The organism is Pontibacter locisalis, from assembly GCF_042684605.1.
In the GTDB taxonomy this organism is placed as follows: domain Bacteria; phylum Bacteroidota; class Bacteroidia; order Cytophagales; family Hymenobacteraceae; genus Pontibacter; species Pontibacter locisalis.
In genome coordinates this window covers 61,106-80,572 of the sequence record NZ_JBHULU010000003.1, presented here as the reverse complement: position 1 = coordinate 80,572, position 19,467 = coordinate 61,106, and the positions used below count along the sequence as shown (strand labels likewise).

The window sequence follows — 19,467 nt, the reverse complement described above, 5'->3', positions numbered from 1 at the left end:
TTCTTAGCTCCTCTCTGTTAAAGGTTCTTTGGTTTATTTTCCATGTCCGTAATCAGGTTAAACCTGTTTACTTTTCTGTCCTGCAGTGTATTGATAACCTTTTGGACTGTTTCGTAGCTTACATCAGAGTCTCCTTTGATAGCTACAACAACCTTAGGGTTTGACAATCTTGTTTGCAGTATCCAGTCTGCTAACTCATTGTTAGTTGAGTCAACCGGAATACCTGGAGAACTTTTGTCATACTGCTTACGAGCATCGGTTTCCATGGCCAGGTAAGACTTGAGCCTGTTCATCGGAACGCCAAAGTTTGACAGCAATGAAAAAGTTTCCGTTTCTGCTGGACTGAAGCTAACACCGTACTTGCCTGCCATCTTGTTTAGTAATGCTTCCTTTGTCTGCTTACCGTCAACGCCAAAGAATACCCGGTCGTTTTTATCAACCGTTATAGTAATTACGTTGGCTTCCGGAAGTTTGATCTCTGAAATCGACGATGGTGTATCTACGATCACAGCCTCCTCCGGAGAGAACTTTGTTGTAAGCATGAAGAAAGTAACCAGCAAGAAGGCCAAGTCCACCATCGGCGTCATGTCCAATGTAGGTTTGGTTCTTTTTACTTTTACTTTAGGCATTTTCTTGTGTTAAAGTCGATTAAACAGTTTGTGTTCTTACTGGAGCACCAGTTGTTTCGTGCTGAGCAGCGAACGTAGAGATAATGCTGAAACCAGCCTCATCAATGCTGTAAGTAAGTTCGTCGATTTTGCTTGTAAAGTAGTTGTAAGCAATGATCGCGATAGCAGAACCTGTCACACCAAGTGCTGTGTTGATCAAGGCCTCAGAGATACCGTTTGAAAGGGCAGTAGCATCTGGAGTACCTGAAGCTGCAAGAGCCGAGAACGCTTTAATCATACCAAGTACCGTACCAACAAGACCTGTAAGTGTTGAGATAGATGCGATAGTTGAGATAATTACCAGGTTTTTCTCAAGCATTGGAAGCTCTAGTGAAGTAGACTCTTCGATCTCCTTCTGAATAGCAGCTACTTTTTCCGCTTTTAATAGCTCTGGCTCATTCTGCATTTCTTTGTACTTAAGCAGACCAGCTTTTACTACGTTACCAACAGAACCTTTCTGAGCATCACATGCAGCAATAGCTCCATTGATATCACGCTGGTTAAGTTTAGCAGAGATGTTACGTACGAAAGAGGCAACGTTCTTTGTACCTTTTGCTTTGCTGATTGTTAATGCACGCTCGATAGCGAAGATAAATACAAGAAGTACAAGTGTCATTAACACTGGCACTACCCAACCACCTTTGTAAACAATTCCAAGGTAGTTACCAGGAAGTGGATGATTCTCGTTGCTACCACCTTCAAAGTTTGCCGGGTTACCAAGCACGAACATATAAATAAGTACGCAAACTATGAAAGTCACAGGAATAACGATAGTGGCAAACAATGAGCTTGCTGAGCTGCTGCTGGTTTCTACATTAGCATTTTTGCTTACTACTGCAGTCTTTTTTTCCATTTTTTTAAAGTTTAAAGTTTAGCTGTTTGTGTTGTAATTAATTGTTTGTGTAAATATTTAATGTAAATATTTCGGTTTTAGTTCTTTGATGAATTTGCAATTTCTGCTTTTTCTTCAATTTTACATCAATAGAAGCGGAAAATTTAAAAATATGTTGCAGAAGATGCTTTAAAGCTTTTGATTCTTCAAGTTTCCTGAGACTAAACCTCTGAAAACTATTGTGCCTCTACAAATCTATATATTTTAAATTCTTATCCAAAGTATAAACACCAATTGGCAATTTAGCACTGCTACTCGCTTCTGCTATCAGTGGAGGCAGGTAGTTCTAAAACTCTAAGATAATGAATTATCAGAGGGCAAAGAAACTTGCTAGGTGTCAATTTTTTGAAAAAGCGCTATAAATATACTAAATGAGTAATGATGTTGTATGCTTGCCTACTTGTTTTTTGCTTTGTTCCAGTAATAATCCATTTCCTCCAAGTTCATGTCCTGTAACTGTTTGCCTTCTTTGGCAGCCTCTGTTTCTATATACTGAAAGCGGGTAATAAATTTCAGATTGGTTCTTTCCAGTGCCTCTTCTGGATTTATGTCTATAAAACGGGCAAAATTAATTAGTGAAAACATCAGATCTCCAAACTCCGCGGTAGCTTTCTCTCTATCTATGTTAGCTGTGTCTTGTATGTTAAACTCTGATTCAAACTCATTTAGTTCCTCCTGAACCTTTTTCCATACTTCTGTTTTATCATCCCAGTCAAAACCGGCTCCTCTGGCTTTCTCCTGAATTCGCATGGCTTTAACGAGCGCGGGAAGTGAAGAAGGCACCCCTCCCAGAACGGATTTGTTACCTTCCTTTAGCTTTAGCCTTTCCCAATTCTGCTTTACTTCTTCTTCTGTTTCTGCAGTTGTGTCGCCGTAAATATGTGGATGCCTGAAAATAAGCTTCTCACTTTCTGTATTGAGTACATCTGCAATGTCAAAAGCATTTAATTCAGAGCCAATTTTGGCGTAGAAAATCATATGCAGCATGATATCGCCAATTTCTTTCTTTATTTCCTGCAGGTCATTCCTAAGTATGGCGTCTGAGAGTTCGTAAGTTTCCTCTATAGTAAGATGCCGGAGGCTTTCCAGCGTTTGCTTCCGATCCCAGGGGCATTTCTCCCTAAGATCATCCATAATGTCGAGCAGGCGGTTGAATGCCTGGAGTTGTTTACCCCTCGTGCTGTTGTCAATATCAAAGTTATTCATTAGTGCAAATATACTAAAATCTCACAGGATTTATCTCCTGAACTGGCCTAACTAGGTGAGGGTATGGTTTTTAACAGCTGGAGGTGTGTTAAGTTATTGAAATGTTTATAGTAAAAATTCCTTTAAGTATAAAGGAAATGATTACTTTTGCCACGGTATAAAAGTAAGATAAGTGGCTTTAATAAAATCAATTTCTGGAATACGTGGTACGATAGGCGGACGGGCTGGTGAAGCACTCACACCTGTTGATGTGGTGAAGTTCTCCGCTGCTTTCGGAACATGGGTGTTGAAAACTACAGGTAACAATACCATCATAGTTGGTCGCGATGCGCGTCTTTCTGGTGAGATGGTAAACAAGCTGGTATGTGCTACACTGCAGGGCTTAGGTATAAATGTGATAGACCTGGGTCTTTCTACAACACCTACTGTAGAGATGATAGTACCTGCCAAGAAAGCAGGCGGCGGTATCATTCTTACGGCCAGTCATAATCCCAAGCAGTGGAATGCGCTGAAACTGTTGAATCAGAAAGGTGAGTTTATTTCCGATGAGGATGGTAAACTGGTGCTTGAAATTGCTGAAAAAGAGGCTTTTGAATTTGCACAGGTAAATGAGCTGGGCAAGTATAAAACATCCGATACTGCGATTAAGAAACATATTAAGGCGATTCTGGACCTGCCTCTGGTTGATGTAGAGGCAATAAAGGCTAAAAACTTTGCTGTTGCTATCGATTGCGTAAACTCAAGTGGCGGTATTGCGGTACCAATGTTGCTTAATGCGCTAGGTGTTAGAAAAGTTGAAAAGCTATTCTGTGAGCCCGATGGCAATTTCCCTCATAATCCGGAGCCACTTCCGGAAAACCTGCGTGAAATCTCCAAACTTATTGAAAAAGGCAAGTTTGACCTGGGTATCGTGGTTGATCCGGATGTGGATCGCCTGGCGCTGGTGAACGAAGACGGCAGCATGTTTGGTGAGGAATATACGCTTGTTGCAGTGGCAGATTATGTGCTGAAGAACAAGAAAGGAAACACGGTTTCTAACTTATCGTCAACAAGAGCTCTTCGTGATGTAACAGAGAAGGAAGGTGGCGAATATTATGCTGCGGCTGTTGGTGAGGTTAACGTAGTGAACATGATGAAAGCACAGAATGCTGTTATCGGCGGAGAGGGCAACGGAGGTATTATCTACCCTGAGCTTCATTATGGTCGTGATGCGCTGGTGGGTATCGCCTTATTCCTGTCGCATCTGGCTAAATCAGGTATGAGTATGACACGCTTAAGATCATCTTACCCAAGCTACTATATCTCTAAAAACAAGATCGAGCTCACACCAGAGGTAAATGTAGATGAGGTGCTGCGACAGATGCAGGAGCGTTATGCTAAACAACCTATAAACACGATTGATGGGGTTAAGATAGAATTCGGCAAAGAGTGGGTTCACCTTCGAAAGTCTAATACAGAACCAATCATTCGTATTTATGCAGAGTCAGATAGCAATGCGACAGCAGAACATCTGGCTAATAAAATCATTGCTGACATTAAAGAAATCATTTCTGTAAAAGCATAATGTGCTGTTGTTGTAATATAGCATAACAGGCAATGCAAAGTTGCGCCACAAGAGGAAGCTTGTCTTTTTCTCTCCTGGCGCAACTTTTTTTTATACTTTAGTAGTTCGTAAGTTGAATACATTCTCAGATACTATGCGTGTTTATTTAGATAATGCTGCCACCACACCCCTGGATAAAGAAGTTTTTGATGCGATGGCTCCTTTTATGCTGGAGCACTTTGGTAACCCTTCATCCATTCACTCCCATGGGCGTGAGGTAAGGTCTGCCATTGAAAAGGCGCGCAGAACAGTGGCGGGATTATTAAACACTTCCCCGGCTGAAATTTTCTTTACTTCTGGTGGTACAGAGGCAGATAATGCTGCCATTCGTTGTACCTGCCGCACATATGGAATTAAGCATGCGATCTCTTCTAAACTGGAGCATCATGCTGTTTTGCATACCATGGAGTTGCTGGAGAAAGAGGAGGGAGTACAGATAGCTTATGTGCGTCATGATGAACGCGGCAGCCTGGACCTGGAGCATTTAGAGGAGTTGTTGGCAAATCAGCCAAAAACGTTGGTCTCTATCATGCACGCCAACAACGAGATTGGTAATATCAATGACATTGAAGCCATTGGAGAGATCTGCAGAAAGTATGATGCTGTTTTTCATTCGGACACTGTTCAGACAATGGGGCACTACAAGCATGACTTGCAGCAGCTAAACACAAACTTCATTGTGGGCTCGGCACATAAATTTCATGGGCCAAAAGGAGTGGGCTTCTTGTATTGCGATGCAAACGTTAAAATTCAGCCTTTAATTCAGGGGGGGGCACAGGAGCGTAATATGCGCGGGGGCACTGAAAATGTTTACGGTATTATTGGCCTTGCAAAAGCGTTGGAGATAGCCTACCGGGATATGGATGAGCATCATAAGCATATCCAGGGGCTAAAAGACAGGATGGCACAGAAACTTAAAGAGCAGATGGAAGATGTGAGCTTTAATGGTTTATCAGAGTTTGGCGATAAAAGCCTCTACACAGTGCTGAATGTAAGCCTTCCTGCTTCCGATATTAACGAGATGCTGCTGTTTAGCCTGGATATTAATAAAATCTCTGCTTCAGGCGGTAGCGCATGCAGTAGCGGTGCCAACGCTGGTTCTCATGTGTTACGATCCCTTGACGTAGATCCTGCCCGTGGGTCTGTGCGGTTTTCTTTCAGTAAGTATAATACGCCGGAAGAAATTGATTACGTAGCAACCACGTTGGCCAAACTATATAAAAAGGAGCTGGCTTAAAATTCTGGAACAGCAGCTGCCAAGATAACAAGGGCTCCAGCAGATATGCTGGAGCTTTTTTAGTATTTGAAAAAATTATCTGTAGAAAAAGAATGAAAAGTATTGGTGTATTTTGCGGTGCTAACTCTGGTGCAAATAAAATTTACCAGGAGGCATCAGTGAAGCTTGGCCGCTTGATGGCGGAGCAAAAAGTAATGCTGGTTTACGGAGGAGGTAATGTAGGCCTGATGGGTGAAATTGCAGATGCTGTTTTAGCAGGAGGCGGCAGAGCGGTGGGGGTTATTCCGCAGAGCCTGGTTGATCGGGAAGTGGCGCACAGGGGGCTTTCTGAGCTTCATGTCGTGCAAACGATGCATGAGCGTAAAGCTATGATGGCTGCTCGTTCCGATGCCTTTGTAGCTATGCCCGGAGGCTTTGGCACTTTTGATGAAGTGTGTGAAATAATCACTTGGAATCAATTAGGTATTATCAGAAAGCCTGTCGCCTTTTACAATGTGAATGGGTTCTATGATAAACTACTGGAAATGATCGATCATTGTGTGGCGGAAGGCTTTATAAAGTTTGATCAACGGGAAAATTTAATTGTGGAAAGCGACGCTGAGTTGCTTCTAAAAAAAATCAGAGCGTTCTCAGATATTACATCAGATTATTGGATAGATTTCAAGCGAATTTAAATTTAATGTTTTAACTGTTCCTGTACCCTTAAGCTAAAGTGGATATGAAGTATAAACTACTCTTTTTAGTGCTGTTGCTTACCTTTTCGAAGGTACAGGCGCAGGATGTGTTCTCCGTTGGACCGGCTTTCCATTATAACTTCGGCGATAAGAAGCCTAAGGTAAGCTGGGGAGTGGAAGCTGCTATTTGGTGGTACGAAGATAAGTTTCCTATAAGTGCCAACCTGGGTTTTGACAAGCGGAAAGGCAGCACCGTATTGTACTCGCAAGCTCAAACAGGCGTAGGGCTTGCCGGAATTTCGGTGGGACCATACCTGGAGTTCAGGAAAGAAGAGGCATCTACAACTTTTGGTTTGCAAACTGATTACTGGCTGAACTACTACGCCGGTTTGAATTACCGCATAAGGTATGGTGGTGGTGAAAAGCAGAGAGCCTTTGGTTTATACTTAAAAGCTCCAATTATTCTTGGTTCCGAAGATGAGGAAGAAGGTGATGGTTGGGACTGGGAGGACTGGGATTAAAGAAAAGGTGGCAAAAAAAGCAGGCCCTGGTAATTAATTACCAGGGCCTGCTTTTTTAGTGAGAGCTACAGAGGTACTGTTAGTGTCTCAGGACCATGTTTTTCACTGCTTCTACCCAAGTAGGATTTGAGTTGAGGCTTTCCACCAGTTGCCACTTCTCGCCACCGGCTTCCAGAAACATTTCCTTAAATTCTTCACCAACTTCTATCGTTGTCTCCAAGCAATCAGCAACAAAAGCAGGGCTGTAAGCAAGCACTTTCTTTATTCCTTTAGCTGGCAGGTCTTTAAGTACGATATCAGTGTAAGGCTGTAGCCAGGGATCTCTGCCAAGCCGTGACTGAAAAGCTACAGTATACTGGTCTTCCCGCAGGCCAAGTTCAGCCGCTAGCAGTCTAGATGTAGCAAAACATGCAGCCCGATAGCAGTACTTGTTACGCTTATTATAAGAGTTACAGCAGGCGCCAAGTTTGCAATAGCCATGGTCACTTCCTTTTAGTATATGGCGCTCCGGTAAACCATGATAGCTGAATACCACAAAATCATAATCATCCTGCGCCATATGCTGCTTGCCTAGTTCAGCAAAGGCGTTTATGAATCCTGGATCATCGCAGAATGAGGAGATAAAATTGATATTCGGAATGATCCACCAATCTTTAACAATCTCCATGATCTTATCCTGCACAGAGCCCGTAGAGGCCGAGGCATATTGAGGGAAAAGTGGCAGTACAATTATCCTGTCCACGCTTTGTTCACGCAACTCCTCCAGCGCACTTTTTATACTTGGACTTTGATAGCGCATGCCGAAAGCAACATGATAGCCGCTGCCAAGTTCAGCCTGAAGCTTTTCCTGCAAATCACGTCCGTGGTAAAGCAGTGGAGAACCACGCTCTGTCCAAAGCTCTTTGTATACCTTTGCCGACTTTGGTGCCCGGAAAGGTGCTATTACGCCATTTATCAAAGCATATCTTGCAATGGCAGGTATATCGATTACGCGTTTATCCAGCAGGAACTCGCGCAGGTATTTTCTTACGTCAGGAGTACTTGGTGTATCTGGTGTGCCGAGATTTACCAGCAGCACGCCAATCTTACCAGAGGCTTTTTTGCTCATGTAAAGTGTAAATGCTTATGTATTGCAAAGATACGAACTATAAAACTTTCTTTTTGATAAGAAATGTCATTGTTCTGTTGGTTGCTAGTGCATCTAAAAGCAGTTAGGATGAAAAATGTTTAGGCTCTCTTCATATCCTTGTTCCTATCTGCAATAACTTTATTCTATCATTCTGTGAATCAATAATTCAGCTAATAGAGTGGCGTCTCGTAAAAAAGAAGTAATTTTGCATCCTTAAATTTTAGAGTATGGCCGAAACAACGCATAAAGCCGGTTTTGTAAGTATAGTAGGTAAGCCAAATGTGGGTAAGTCCACATTAATGAACGCCCTGGTAGGGGAGAAGCTGTCTATTATTACTTCAAAGGCACAGACGACACGGCACCGTATCATGGGTATTCTGAACGGCGATGACTTCCAGATTGTTTACTCTGACACGCCTGGAATCATTAAGCCACAGTATGCCTTACACGAGTCTATGATGAGCTTTGTCCGCACTTCGCTTGAAGATGCAGACATTATCCTTTTTGTAACGGATATCTATGAAAAGCATGATGAGGATGATGTGATTAAGCGCCTGCAGCATGCGGAGGTGCCGATCCTGCTGCTCATCAACAAGATTGACCAGGCTACGGAAGAAGAGGTAAATGAAAAGGTCGCTTATTGGCAGGAGGTAATGAAACCAACGGAAATCCTGCCTATCTCAGCCTTGCACAACTTTGGTCTAGAGCATTTGTTCGGCCGCCTGCTTCATTATTTACCGCAGCACCCGCCCTTTTATCCTAAAGATGAACTGACGGACAAGCCAGAGCGTTTCTTTGTGTCGGAAATCATCCGGGAGAAGATTCTGCTCAATTATAAAAAAGAAATTCCCTATAGCTGCGAAGTAGTGGTGGAGGAGTTTAAAGAAGAGGAGGATATTATCCGCATACGTGCCGAGATAAGTGTGGAGCGCCGTAGCCAGAAGGGAATAGTGATAGGCCATAAGGGTGAGGCCTTGAAAAAAGTAGGTACACAGGCTCGGATTAGTATGGAGGAGTTCTTCCAGAAAAAAGTATTTCTTGATTTGTATGTGCGCGTGAACGAAAACTGGCGAACGGACCAAAAGCTGCTTCGGCGCTTTGGCTACAGCGAGTAAGTAGGCGCATTGCATAAAGCTTCGGGGCAGGGTGCTCCGGGGGCACTTTAACTATTTTATTTATTTACGATGTCATCAAACATCATTGCAATTGTAGGACGCCCGAATGTTGGTAAATCTACACTTTTTAACCGCTTGGTTGGTGAGCGAAAAGCCATCATGGATAACGTAAGCGGGGTAACCAGAGACAGAAGCTACGGACACGGAGAGTGGTGCGGCAATTTCTTTACTGTGATTGACACAGGTGGATACGTACACGGCTCCGAAGATATTTTTGAAACAGAAATTAACCGCCAGGTAGAGCTAGCCATGAAAGAGGCTGATGTTATTCTCTTCATGGTGGACGTGGATGCCGGTTTAACAGGCCTGGACGAGGAATTTGCCAATGTTTTGCGCAGAACAGATAAACCTGTTTATGTAGTAGCGAATAAAGCTGATACCAATGCACGTATGCACCAGATGGGTGAGTTTTATGCGATGGGCATTGGTGGTGAGGAAATATTTCCTATCTCATCTCAAAGCGGCTCAGGCACTGGAGAGTTGTTGGATGAGGTAGTAAAGCACTTTAAAGACAAAGGAATAGAGGATCCGGATGCAGGTGTTCCTAGAATAGCTGTTCTGGGCCGCCCGAATGTAGGTAAGTCATCATTTGTGAACCTTCTGCTTGGTGAGGAGCGCAATATTGTAACGGATATCGCCGGTACAACCCGCGATTCTATTGACTCCCGGTACAATGCCTTCGGGAAAGAATTTATCATTGTGGACACAGCAGGTCTGCGCCGAAAAAGTAAGGTAAGCGAAGATATCGAGTTTTACTCCGTAATGCGCTCTGTGCGCGCCCTGGAGGATGCCGATGTGTGCATTGTTATATTGGACGCTACGCGTGGTATTGAGGCGCAGGACGTAAACATCATTGCCCTGGCTGAAAAAAATCGAAAAGGCATTGTGATCCTGGTAAACAAGTGGGACCTGGTGGAGAAGGATACGCATTCTACGAAGCAGTTTGAGGAAGAAATTCTGAGCCGTATTGCGCCTATCAAATATGTGCCGGTTGTATTCACTTCCGTAGTAACGAAGCAGCGTATTCACAAAGCTGTTGAGAAAGCAATGGAAGTGTATGATAACAAAACACAGAAGATCCCTACTTCAAAGCTAAACGACCTGTTGCTGCCTGAAATCGACAGGTATCCGCCTCCGGCTATCAAAGGTAAGTTTGTTAAGATAAAGTATGTAACGCAGTTGCCTACGCATAATCCTACGTTTGCTTTCTTCTGTAATTTGCCGCAGTACATAAAAGAACCATATACCCGTTACCTCGAAAACCAGATCAGAAAACACTTTGGTTTTGAAGGGGTTCCGATCAAAGTTTTGTTTAAAAAGAAATAGTTGGAGATAATATTAGGAGGTTCAGTAATTTACTTGCGCATCATGCAACACTGAAGAAGCTGCTCTTCAATAAACAAAAGAACTATCTGGCGAAAGCCACAAAAGAAGAAGGCGCCTCAAAAGGGCGCCTTCTTCTTTTAATATTTTTTCATAACTATATTGTAACAAGGGCGTATTCGTGTGCAGGTTCTTCCATGCTTAACAGAAACAATCACTCACACTATAAAGATAAATGATGAAAAAGTTACTGTACGTATTTGTAATTGGTGGTCTGTTCACTTTCGCCTCCTGCGATTCGCCAGCCGAAGAAAGAATGGAGGAAAGAGAGGAGAGAGTGGAAGAATTGGAGGATGAGGCAGAGGAGAGAACCGAAAAAATGGAAGACATGGAAGAAGAGATGGATACTACTGCTGTGATTGAATAACAGCAATAGCGAAAAAGATAAATATCGAAAGGCCGGGTAACTTTCGGCTTTTCGTCATTTACAGCACATCTGATAAAGAAAAAAGCAATAATTTAACCTTGAATAGAATTAACTCGTTTTAACCAATGGCTATGGGTTTAAAGAACCTATAGAATAGAGGCTCATAAGTCTGTCATATGATAATATGTTAATATTTATGGTGTTAGTCGCATAATATTTAAATCAGATGCGTCTTGTTCATCTGCTGAAGAAGAATGTAGGGAATGTTGATACAGAGATAGAGGAGGATAATTAAGATAGCAGAGGGAATGGACACAACTACTAAAATTCAATAATAAACTAAACGTATATCAATTATGAAGAAGTTATTGTACATGCTGATAGCAGCAGGTTTCTTTTCTTTCAGTGCTTGCGATTCGCCGGCAGAAGAGCGTGAAGATGTGGTAGAAGAGGCTGAAGACTTGGCTGGTGAAAGAGCTGAAGGCGATGTGGAAGATGTAGTTGAAGAAAGAAGAGAACTAAACGAGGAAATGAGAGAGTACAATGAAGAAGTAGCTGAAGAGGTAGATACTACAGTGGTAATAGAGTAAATCAAACATATATTATTAGCACTATGAAAAAGGTAATGTATCTTTTGATGGCAGCAGGTATGCTAACATTCGGAGCATGTGCCTCCACTGAAGAAGCTACTGAGGAAGTGGAAGAGACTGCAGAAGAGGTAGAGGAGGAGGTAGAAGAAGAAATTGATGAGTAGGCTTTAACTTTGAGTATAGCAACCTGATAAAAAAAAGGAACTGTTAGTTTAACAGTTCCTTTTTTTTATCAGGTTGCTATGGGGCCAGACGTTTTTGAATCATACTATTTACAAGCGCAAATAAACGCTTTGGAGTAAACGTGCGCCAATGCACATCATCTAATGCGCCGCCGAAATTAATATAGTAATCCAAGTTGTAGTTTTTCATTTCGCTAAGTACAAAATCCTGAAAACCCAGTGCAGCGATCCATCCTTCCTCTATATCTTCAAACCACTCCTCATAATAAGAGTCATCGGAGCCATGGAAGTTAAAAACATTTTCACCAATGAGTATAAAGTGCTTGATGCCTTCATGTATCAGTTGATCTAAGATGTTGCGCTTAAAGCTCATGATATCATTGTTCAGTGCATCATTCCACTCGCCCATCAACTCTATCACCGTAAAACCCTGTTCATAATCAGCATAAAGAATCTTTAAAAAAAGCGTTTCTGAATCAATATCATCCCACTGCGGGTGTATGTAATAGCCGTAAATTGTATTTGTATAGTGAGTCAAGCTGTTCTCGGTACCAAAGAGTGGCGACTTAGGGTCTTCGGCTGCTGAATACTTCTCAAGCCAATTATAAAATGGTTCTATTGTGTGCATAAACTGTTGTACAGCTATCATTAGTAGCTGCTATTTTGCTTTTTATTACTTAAAAGGATAAGCAAAGTTGACAATTCTTTCAAGCTTTTTTAAATCAGAAAGCTATCTTTACTGAAACAGTTTTTCGTTATATGTAATTAGGAGGGAAATCCGTTATACCCTAATAAGGTACGCCTTAAGCTTCTTTTAATCCTTACGAGCAACATGAAGACAAAAAAAAGACATACCCAAGGTTTTATTGCCAGCCTCTTAATATTGTTTTTAGCATTGTTAACAGGGCCTGCTTTTGCAGAGACCCCGGACTATACTAAAGTATATCACCCGATTATTAATGAAGCCGAAAAAAATATCCTTCAGAAAGACTATCAAGCAGCCCTGGCTGCCTATCAGCTGGCTTTTTCTGAAGTTCCTAGTCCCTTTGCGCGCGATTATTATAATGCTGCGGTGTGTGCACTGTTAACAAAGGATGAAAAGCTTACTTATGAATACTTGGAGAAGCTTGTGCTGAAGGGGGTAAGTTTGCCTTATCTTGAAAAACAGCAAGCGTTTGAGCCACTACATAAGACCAGAAAGTGGAAAAAGTTTAAAAGGAAGTATCCTAAGTACCGCAAAGCATATAATGAACTTGTAAACTTAGATCTGCGGGCTGACCTGGATGAACTATATGCCCGGGATGCTTATTTCAGACAAGCAAAAGGTGGCTACGGTGAGTATGGAGATACTTTAAGGAAAATTGAAGTTGCGAATACAAAGTTATTTTTAAAATGGGTAGAGGAGTTTGGTTATCCAGGTGAATCCTTAATTGGAGTTGCAGACACCCTAGAGCAGTTACCGCGCTTCTACATAGTTGTACAGCGGCAGACCAAAGCCAGAAAGGGGCATGACTTCTCTAAAGTGCTAACGGAAGCTGTAGAGCAGGGGAAGTTGGGACCACAGGTGGCTGCCTACCTTTTAGAACAGCAGGCAGGCGACTCCAGGTACAGTTCTAAAGCTTTTGTTAAGGTAAATTGCAATAAATGTAAAAATGGAGACTCTCTGGAAGGCTTAGACAGGTATTTTGAAATAGCCCGAACAGAAGAGGAACTAAAGGCTATAAATAAAAGGCGAGCAAAACTAGGGCTGGACTCTCTAAAGGATTATAAAGAAAAAGTGCTGTATAGCTTTGAAGACACACGCTTTAAACTTGGCAATGAATGGGCAGTTACAAATTATTATGTGCCAAGTAAGGAGGCTGCCGAAATCATTTTGGAAAAGCTTGTAGCAGCTCAGTAGGTTTATCTAAAATAAATTAAAATGCCGCAGCTTGTCTTAACAAACTGCGGCATTTTAATTTAGTGGAGGTTACCCTTCTCCGTTACGGTAAGCCTCGATAGCGGCCCGTACACTACCATACTTTTTTAATAAGGCAGCAGCCTCATTTTTACTAAGATTCAGCTCTTCCATCAACATACGGGTACCACGGTCTACAAGCTTTTCGTTAGAAAGCTGCATGTCTACCATTTTGTTGCCCTTTACTCTGCCTAGCCGGATCATGGTTGAGGTGGTGAGCATGTTCAGAACAAGTTTCTGAGCTGTTCCTGCCTTCATGCGGGTGCTACCTGTCACAAACTCAGGCCCGGTTATAACCTCAACAGGATAATCGGCTTCAGCAGCTACGGCACTTCCTGCATTACACACAATACATCCGGTTGCTATACCATTTTTCCTGCAGGCGTTCAGCCCTCCAATTACATAGGGCGTTCTTCCGGAAGCTGCAATGCCCACAACAATGTCTTTCTCTGAAATGTTGTGCTCCTGTAGATCCTTCCAGGCCTGCTCCTGGTTATCCTCTGCAAACTCAACTGCTTTGCGAATGGCAGTGTCGCCCCCGGCAATCAAGCCGACGACCATGCCATGCGGCACGCCATAGGTCGGTGGACACTCAGAAGCATCTACAATGCCTAGCCTGCCGCTGGTGCCCGCACCTATATAAAAAAGTCGCCCCCCTTGTTTAAGCTTTGCTATGGTTGCTTCCGCAAGCTGCTCGATCTGTGGGATTGCCTTTTCTACTGCCAGCGGCACAGTTTTATCTTCTTTGTTGATGCTTACCAACAACTCTCTTACACTCTTTTTCTCCAATCCATCATAGTTGGATGCAGACTCGGTGGTAGACATGCCTTTACGCTTTAGAAGTAAAAATAAAATAGCTCTGACTACTGTTTCTCTGACTTATCAGGGGTGCCGAAGGCCTGTAAAAGCTCCTGATGGTAGTTTATTAAGCCTTCGCTAGGGCTCTTGATGATGGTCTCTACACGCAGGCCATATTTTTTGGCTACTTGCTTTAGGGTATCGCTAAAATGGAAAGCTATCGAACCTACAAAGTTTACCGGTAGTTTATCGTGATCCTTATACTTAAGGACATGCCGCTCAAAGAACTCTGAAAAATTCTCATAGATCATTGCCCGGATAACTGGATGTTTCTGTTTTTCGTGCATAAACTTTGCGAAGGTTGCCATATAACGGCTAGGAATAGAAGAACCGTAAAGAGTATCAAGAATACCATCCTTCGTAAGGTTATACGTGTTTTTCAGTGACTGAGCAAGGTCATCCGGTAATTCTCTATACAGGTAGGCCTTTATCAGAAGCTTTCCCATGTAGGCGCCGCTTCCCTCATCGCCAAGCAGAAAACCTAGTGAGGGTACATTGTCTATGATTTCCGCCCCATCATAAAGGCATGTATTAGAACCGGTTCCTAAAATGCAGGCTATTCCTGGCTCCCGTCCACAAAGGGCACGAGCTGCACCAAGCAAGTCATGATCAACGTAATTGAGGCTATCCGGGAAAGCCATCTTCAAGGCGTCTTCCACTCGCTTATTTCGCTCCGGGGAACTACAGCCTGCCCCATAATAATAAATAGCTGTCGGACGCTCATCTTTAAGCTGTGGCACTAGTACTTCATGTAGCTCCTTGTAAATTTCATCGGCCTCCTGATACATGGGGTTAAAACCAGCAGTATATGCCTGAGCAAGAACGGTGTCTGCAGTTAAGAAGCGCCAGTCTGTTTTTGTTGAGCCGCTGTCAGCTATTAATATCATGATAAAAGTCTAATTTCTTATTAAAAATGGATCAGTCCCAATATACGATTTTATTACAAAGTACGTCTAATTCTTCGGAGGTAGATAGATTGAGTTTTTAATGACCCCGATGGCCTCAAACTTGTCAAAAACATATTCTGTGTGTGGGGCATCCTTCAACTCCTCTGTCAGGTCTTGACCGGCCCAATGCTCATAGTGGTTGCCGTCGCGCCATAGTCTAGACTTTCGTACGTCATAAATCACACCTTTATATGCCACCCATATTTCATCTCTGTCCTGGCCGTTGCGTGAGGCCAGTTGCTGCAGCGTGTACTCTGGTAAATTCATACTGTCAACCTATTCTTGCCTGGGTCAGTATCCAGCGGTTTGGTACTTCACCCTTAATCGCCTGCAGGTAATCTTCATAACTACAAGGTACAATCCTGCTGGCCTTTTCACTGCTAAGAGGCTCTACTTCCAGCCACCATTTTTCGCTGCTCTTACTTTTGTAGAAGATCATGCGGTCAGGGTTATCCTCATTGAAAGCAACAGCATACTTTGTGAACTGTTTGCTGTCAAAATTTAATTCGTTCTTTCTGTGGTAGAACCCTTCCATAAAATACCAGATCATGGTGGCAATGGTCATGGCAGTAAGTCTTCGCTTATCCAGTTCCGTATCATACTCATAGATGCCCAGCGAAGTGAGGTTATCACTGAGGCCGGCATACCAGCATATCTGACAGGCTTCCTCGCCAGTTAAGCCAAAGGGGTTAGCTGGTTCGTAGCCAGGGGCATCCTGGTGGCGGATAGCTGAGATATCAAAAGTCAAAAGATCTGCTAAACGAACTACTGGCTCCATTTCCTGCACGTTTCGGTGTACTTCCCCAACCCGGTAAGCTTCAAAATGGAGTTTTTCCAACGTACCCATCACTTCCGGCTCCACCAGGTAAGACTGATAGCCTATTTGGCCGAGGCTGAAAAGGTAGTTTGGGTCGTGCATGAGTATCTGGCGCAGTTGCTTCTTATTGGGCGCAGCGCTGGTGTCCTCCGTCATGTCTACGCTACTATCTACAGTTACCATATTTACTACACGGTCCAGGTGCTCGTATCCTAAGTACTGGCCATACTCCAGGTCGTGTGTGCCTCCTATGATGATCGGAATGGTATTGTGTGAAATCAGAACTTCCACGATCTCTTTAAGGCGTAGATACGTATCATCAAGCGTAATACCCGGACGCAGATTGCCCAAATCAACAATTTGGCAGCGACCACTGCCCTTGTGGAGCGTGTATAGCTTTTTCCGGACGATACGAGCCGGTGCAGTGGAAGGAGTAGTTGTTTCTGTTACTTCTTCTGTATAGCGGCCTCTTGTTTCGTTTATACCAATAATGGCTATATCGGCAGATCGCCAGTCCGGGAACTTGCTTACAAAGCGGTTGATGTAGGCTCCTAGAGTGCGGGGCTTGTTAAGCTTAACGAATACATCCTCGTTCAGAGGCTCAAAGAAAATCGAAAGGTTCATGTAAGGTTATCTGAAGAAGTCAAATTTAATAAAAAAGCTTTGCTCAATTTGTGTACGCCATCAAAGAAGTAAGCAACCTCTAAATATAAGCTTTGTTAAATATTTTTGAGAGGCTTATGGAAGTTTTGAAAAAAATACTTAAAATGCAGTAAGTATAGGCTCAAAATAAGAAATACTCCTAACCAATATACCATGGAAATTACCCGTACACTAGACCTCCTGCCTTATCAGCTCATGAATTTCCCGCAGCCAGATTGCCTTGCTGCCAAAGTAAATGGGAAATGGGAGAAGTATAGTACACAAGATGTGCAGGATTATGCAAATAAAATAAGTCTGGGCCTTTTAAAGCTGGGGGTTGGAAAAGATGACAGGGTGGCTATCATTTCCTTCAACCGTCCGGAGTGGGTATTGGCCGACTTTGGTATCCAGCAAATAGGAGCCATTAGTGTGCCTATGTATCCTACAATCACAGTTGAGGATTACCGCTACATCTTTAACGATGCTGAAGTAAAGGCAATCTTTGTGGCAGACGCCTCTCTTTATAATAAGGTAGTTGCTGCCACAGAGGGCATGGAAGGAATAAAGGAAATTTATACTTTTGATGAGGTAAGCGGAGCAAAACATTGGACAGAGGTGCTGGAATTGGGAAAGGGAGAAGATCCGCAACAGCTTGAGCCGCTAAAAGCCGCTGTGCAACCGGATGATATATTAACTATCATTTATACTTCCGGAACCACAGGCAATCCAAAAGGAGTAATGCTGACGCATCGGAACCTGGTAAGTAATGTGCAGGGCACTGTGCCTTACGTGCCAGTACATAAAGAGCATAGAGCCCTCAGCTTTCTGCCGCTCTGTCATATTTTTGAGCGTATGCTTCTCTACCTATACATGCGTATAGGTGTATCTATTTACTATGCAGAAAGTATAGAGATGGTGGCAGAGAACCTGAAAGAGGTGAAGCCACATGTATTCACAACAGTGCCTCGCCTTCTGGAAAAGGTCTATGACAAAATAGTGGCCAAAGGTATGGAGTTAACAGGAGTGAAGCGTAACCTTTTCTTCTGGGCACTGGAACTTGGGCTGAAATACGATACACAGCAGGACCAGGGCTGGTGGTATAACAAGCAGCTTGCCCTCGCGAATAAGTTGATCTTTAGCAAGTGGCGCGAAGCACTCGGCGGAAACGTAATTGCAATAGTTTCGGGAGGCGCTGCCCTGCAGCCTCGCCTGGCCCGCGTTTTCTGGTCAGCTAATATTCGTGTTATGGAAGGGTATGGTCTTACAGAAACTTCACCGGTAATCACGGTTAATCGCTTTGAGCCTGATAATAACATGATCGGTACAGTAGGTATGCCGATAGATGGGGTTGAAGTTAAAATTGCTGAGGAGGATGGGGAAATCCTTACCCGTGGACCTCACGTGATGAAGGGGTACTATAATAAACCGGATCTGACGGATGAAGTGATAGACAAAGACGGCTGGTTCCATACCGGCGATATCGGGCAGTTGATCGATGGGAAATACATCAAGATTACAGATCGCAAGAAAGAGATGTTCAAGACATCTGGTGGTAAGTATGTTGCACCGCAGCCAATTGAGAATAAGCTCAAAGAGTCTGTAGTAATTGAGCAGGCGATGGTAGTCGGGGAAGGACAGAAATACGCTGCCGCACTCATAGTGCCGTCATTCCTGGGTTTACAGGATTGGTGCCAGCACAAAGGCATCAAGTACACTTCTGATGAGGAAATGATTACAAAGCCTGAAGTGCTTGACAAATACCAGCGGGAGATCATCAAAGCAAACGAAGGACTGGCGCAGTATGAAACGGTTAAGAAGTTCAGGCTGGTCCCTCAGATGTGGACAGTGGAAACCGGTGAACTCACGCCTACTCTGAAGGTAAAGCGTAAGATTATCACAAACAATTATAAAGATCTTATCGAGAGTATGTTTTAGTATTTTAGCATTTCTGTAAACAAAAAGCCCCCTGGTAATTCTGCCAGGGGGCTTTTTGTTTAGTAACAATATGTTTTGGTATACCCGACGCTGTTTTTTCAGTATAACAATAACTTTAGTATCTATAACATTGCTTGTAAGGAAGGTAAGGTGTTGGAAGAGAATTAATTTAAAAATAGTATGCAAGCATAACATTTTTTTTCTATATTTGGTATACACCATAGCCGATGTATGAAGCCAGAAGAAACAGTAGATTATAACTTTAAGGTATGTTGGCATGCTATCTCGCGCATGTACAACTCAGAAGCCGTTAAAAATGATATCACAACCTCCATAGGCTTTGTGCTGTTAAATATTGATCAGCAGGCAGGTACTCCTGCCACCAAAATTGCTCCCCTTCTGGGGTTAGAAACCCGTAGCCTTACACGCATTTTAAAAAGTATGGAGGAGCGGGACCTTATATATAAGGTGTCTGACCCCAACGATAAGCGCCTGGTGCGCATATTCCTGACGGAAAAGGGGTTAGAGAAGAAAGAAGTCGCCCGACGTACAGTAAAGGAGTTCAATATTAAAGTACGCGAAGAGATACCCAAGGAGGAACTGGAGGTATTCTTTAAAGTATGCAGCCGCATATACGGCATGATCGATAACAAGGAAATATTTTAATCCATAGACAACCATAGC

At 43.0% G+C, this 19,467-nt stretch carries 21 protein-coding genes; 12 read left to right on the top strand and 9 right to left on the bottom strand.

Translation table 11 applies throughout. The features are described from left to right. Positions 1–17 precede the first annotated feature (17 nt). The 3 genes from ACFSRY_RS02575 to mazG all read right to left on the bottom strand — a co-directional run bounded on the left by ACFSRY_RS02575 (position 18) and on the right by mazG (position 2,766). Complete coding sequence (locus tag ACFSRY_RS02575; protein ID WP_377503157.1) at positions 18–629, bottom strand: ExbD/TolR family protein; 612 nt, start codon at positions 627–629, stop codon at positions 18–20. Positions 630–648: 19 nt separating this feature from the next. Continuing rightward, positions 649–1,521 carry a MotA/TolQ/ExbB proton channel family protein gene (locus ACFSRY_RS02570; protein WP_377503155.1) on the bottom strand — a complete coding sequence of 291 codons (873 nt, stop codon included), beginning with the start codon at positions 1,519–1,521 and terminating at the stop codon, positions 649–651. 435 nt (positions 1,522–1,956) lie between these two features. Next, positions 1,957–2,766, bottom strand: a complete 810-nt coding sequence (mazG, locus tag ACFSRY_RS02565; RefSeq protein WP_377503152.1) for a nucleoside triphosphate pyrophosphohydrolase — start codon at positions 2,764–2,766, stop codon at positions 1,957–1,959. Positions 2,767–2,938: 172 nt separating this feature from the next. Here mazG and glmM point away from each other — a divergent pair, with 172 nt between their 5' ends. From glmM to ACFSRY_RS02545, 4 genes are all read left to right on the top strand, one after another. Continuing rightward, the gene (glmM, locus tag ACFSRY_RS02560; RefSeq protein ID WP_377503150.1) at positions 2,939–4,330 is read left to right on the top strand and encodes a phosphoglucosamine mutase; all 1,392 of its coding nucleotides are present in this window, start codon (positions 2,939–2,941) and stop codon (positions 4,328–4,330) included. 133 nt (positions 4,331–4,463) lie between these two features. Next, on the top strand, positions 4,464–5,606 hold the full coding sequence (locus ACFSRY_RS02555) for a cysteine desulfurase family protein (RefSeq protein WP_377503148.1): 1,143 nt from the start codon (positions 4,464–4,466) through the stop codon (positions 5,604–5,606). A gap of 92 nt (positions 5,607–5,698) precedes the next feature. Continuing rightward, the gene (locus ACFSRY_RS02550) at positions 5,699–6,280 is read left to right on the top strand and encodes an LOG family protein (RefSeq protein ID WP_377503146.1); all 582 of its coding nucleotides are present in this window, start codon (positions 5,699–5,701) and stop codon (positions 6,278–6,280) included. Positions 6,281–6,324: 44 nt separating this feature from the next. After that, on the top strand, positions 6,325–6,801 hold the full coding sequence (locus tag ACFSRY_RS02545; RefSeq protein ID WP_377503144.1) for a hypothetical protein: 477 nt from the start codon (positions 6,325–6,327) through the stop codon (positions 6,799–6,801). Between the two features lie 79 nt (positions 6,802–6,880). Here ACFSRY_RS02545 and hemH read toward each other — a convergent pair whose 3' ends face one another. Further along, positions 6,881–7,909, bottom strand: a complete 1,029-nt coding sequence (gene hemH, locus ACFSRY_RS02540) for a ferrochelatase (protein ID WP_377503142.1) — start codon at positions 7,907–7,909, stop codon at positions 6,881–6,883. 248 nt (positions 7,910–8,157) lie between these two features. Between hemH and era the strand changes: the two genes are divergently transcribed. From era to ACFSRY_RS02515, 5 genes are all read left to right on the top strand, one after another. Beyond that, entirely contained in the window at positions 8,158–9,045 is an 888-nt protein-coding gene (gene era / locus ACFSRY_RS02535; protein WP_377503140.1) for a GTPase Era, read from the top strand. Positions 9,046–9,114: 69 nt separating this feature from the next. Beyond that, entirely contained in the window at positions 9,115–10,431 is a 1,317-nt protein-coding gene (der, locus tag ACFSRY_RS02530; RefSeq protein ID WP_377503138.1) for a ribosome biogenesis GTPase Der, read from the top strand. Between the two features lie 232 nt (positions 10,432–10,663). Then, complete coding sequence (locus ACFSRY_RS02525) at positions 10,664–10,855, top strand: hypothetical protein (RefSeq protein ID WP_377503136.1); 192 nt, start codon at positions 10,664–10,666, stop codon at positions 10,853–10,855. A 356-nt stretch (positions 10,856–11,211) separates the two neighbouring features. Continuing rightward, positions 11,212–11,445, top strand: a complete 234-nt coding sequence (locus tag ACFSRY_RS02520; protein ID WP_377503134.1) for a hypothetical protein — start codon at positions 11,212–11,214, stop codon at positions 11,443–11,445. A 23-nt stretch (positions 11,446–11,468) separates the two neighbouring features. Next, positions 11,469–11,609: a hypothetical protein gene (locus tag ACFSRY_RS02515; protein ID WP_377503132.1), complete on the top strand. Its 141-nt coding sequence runs from the start codon at positions 11,469–11,471 to the stop codon at positions 11,607–11,609. A gap of 76 nt (positions 11,610–11,685) precedes the next feature. Here ACFSRY_RS02515 and ACFSRY_RS02510 read toward each other — a convergent pair whose 3' ends face one another. After that, on the bottom strand, positions 11,686–12,255 hold the full coding sequence (locus tag ACFSRY_RS02510; protein ID WP_377503130.1) for a hypothetical protein: 570 nt from the start codon (positions 12,253–12,255) through the stop codon (positions 11,686–11,688). 204 nt (positions 12,256–12,459) lie between these two features. On the opposite strand from ACFSRY_RS02510, the gene ACFSRY_RS02505 reads away from it, so the two are divergent. Beyond that, positions 12,460–13,527, top strand: coding sequence for a hypothetical protein (locus tag ACFSRY_RS02505; RefSeq protein ID WP_377503128.1), 1,068 nt, complete (start codon positions 12,460–12,462; stop codon positions 13,525–13,527). A gap of 69 nt (positions 13,528–13,596) precedes the next feature. On the opposite strand, the gene murQ is transcribed toward ACFSRY_RS02505, so the two are convergent. The 4 genes from murQ to ACFSRY_RS02485 form a co-directional block, all read right to left on the bottom strand. Next, positions 13,597–14,409 carry an N-acetylmuramic acid 6-phosphate etherase gene (gene murQ, locus ACFSRY_RS02500; protein ID WP_377503126.1) on the bottom strand — a complete coding sequence of 271 codons (813 nt, stop codon included), beginning with the start codon at positions 14,407–14,409 and terminating at the stop codon, positions 13,597–13,599. A gap of 38 nt (positions 14,410–14,447) precedes the next feature. Beyond that, positions 14,448–15,329, bottom strand: coding sequence for a hypothetical protein (locus tag ACFSRY_RS02495; RefSeq protein ID WP_377503124.1), 882 nt, complete (start codon positions 15,327–15,329; stop codon positions 14,448–14,450). Positions 15,330–15,395: 66 nt separating this feature from the next. Next, positions 15,396–15,656 carry a cytochrome b5 domain-containing protein gene (locus tag ACFSRY_RS02490; RefSeq protein WP_377503122.1) on the bottom strand — a complete coding sequence of 87 codons (261 nt, stop codon included), beginning with the start codon at positions 15,654–15,656 and terminating at the stop codon, positions 15,396–15,398. A 4-nt stretch (positions 15,657–15,660) separates the two neighbouring features. After that, a complete protein-coding gene (locus ACFSRY_RS02485) occupies positions 15,661–16,830 on the bottom strand; it encodes a formimidoylglutamase (RefSeq protein ID WP_377503120.1) in 1,170 nt (389 codons plus the stop codon). 192 nt (positions 16,831–17,022) lie between these two features. Between ACFSRY_RS02485 and ACFSRY_RS02480 the strand changes: the two genes are divergently transcribed. Both ACFSRY_RS02480 and ACFSRY_RS02475 read left to right on the top strand, forming a co-directional pair. Continuing rightward, entirely contained in the window at positions 17,023–18,783 is a 1,761-nt protein-coding gene (locus tag ACFSRY_RS02480) for an AMP-dependent synthetase/ligase (protein WP_377503118.1), read from the top strand. Between the two features lie 231 nt (positions 18,784–19,014). Then, on the top strand, positions 19,015–19,449 hold the full coding sequence (locus ACFSRY_RS02475; RefSeq protein ID WP_377503115.1) for a MarR family winged helix-turn-helix transcriptional regulator: 435 nt from the start codon (positions 19,015–19,017) through the stop codon (positions 19,447–19,449). Positions 19,450–19,467 lie beyond the last annotated feature (18 nt).

Coding starts and splice junctions, on each gene's coding strand:
- ACFSRY_RS02575 (WP_377503157.1), bottom strand. CDS start 629: ATGCCTAAAGTAAAAGTAAAAAGAACCAAACCTACATTGGACATGACG.
- ACFSRY_RS02570 (WP_377503155.1), bottom strand. CDS start 1,521: ATGGAAAAAAAGACTGCAGTAGTAAGCAAAAATGCTAATGTAGAAACC.
- mazG (WP_377503152.1), bottom strand. CDS start 2,766: ATGAATAACTTTGATATTGACAACAGCACGAGGGGTAAACAACTCCAG.
- ACFSRY_RS02555 (WP_377503148.1), top strand. CDS start 4,464: ATGCGTGTTTATTTAGATAATGCTGCCACCACACCCCTGGATAAAGAA.
- ACFSRY_RS02550 (WP_377503146.1), top strand. CDS start 5,699: ATGAAAAGTATTGGTGTATTTTGCGGTGCTAACTCTGGTGCAAATAAA.
- ACFSRY_RS02545 (WP_377503144.1), top strand. CDS start 6,325: ATGAAGTATAAACTACTCTTTTTAGTGCTGTTGCTTACCTTTTCGAAG.
- hemH (WP_377503142.1), bottom strand. CDS start 7,909: ATGAGCAAAAAAGCCTCTGGTAAGATTGGCGTGCTGCTGGTAAATCTC.
- era (WP_377503140.1), top strand. CDS start 8,158: ATGGCCGAAACAACGCATAAAGCCGGTTTTGTAAGTATAGTAGGTAAG.
- der (WP_377503138.1), top strand. CDS start 9,115: ATGTCATCAAACATCATTGCAATTGTAGGACGCCCGAATGTTGGTAAA.
- ACFSRY_RS02525 (WP_377503136.1), top strand. CDS start 10,664: ATGATGAAAAAGTTACTGTACGTATTTGTAATTGGTGGTCTGTTCACT.
- ACFSRY_RS02520 (WP_377503134.1), top strand. CDS start 11,212: ATGAAGAAGTTATTGTACATGCTGATAGCAGCAGGTTTCTTTTCTTTC.
- ACFSRY_RS02515 (WP_377503132.1), top strand. CDS start 11,469: ATGAAAAAGGTAATGTATCTTTTGATGGCAGCAGGTATGCTAACATTC.
- ACFSRY_RS02510 (WP_377503130.1), bottom strand. CDS start 12,255: ATGCACACAATAGAACCATTTTATAATTGGCTTGAGAAGTATTCAGCA.
- ACFSRY_RS02505 (WP_377503128.1), top strand. CDS start 12,460: ATGAAGACAAAAAAAAGACATACCCAAGGTTTTATTGCCAGCCTCTTA.
- murQ (WP_377503126.1), bottom strand. CDS start 14,409: ATGTCTACCACCGAGTCTGCATCCAACTATGATGGATTGGAGAAAAAG.
- ACFSRY_RS02495 (WP_377503124.1), bottom strand. CDS start 15,329: ATGATATTAATAGCTGACAGCGGCTCAACAAAAACAGACTGGCGCTTC.
- ACFSRY_RS02490 (WP_377503122.1), bottom strand. CDS start 15,656: ATGAATTTACCAGAGTACACGCTGCAGCAACTGGCCTCACGCAACGGC.
- ACFSRY_RS02485 (WP_377503120.1), bottom strand. CDS start 16,830: ATGAACCTTTCGATTTTCTTTGAGCCTCTGAACGAGGATGTATTCGTT.
- ACFSRY_RS02480 (WP_377503118.1), top strand. CDS start 17,023: ATGGAAATTACCCGTACACTAGACCTCCTGCCTTATCAGCTCATGAAT.
- ACFSRY_RS02475 (WP_377503115.1), top strand. CDS start 19,015: ATGAAGCCAGAAGAAACAGTAGATTATAACTTTAAGGTATGTTGGCAT.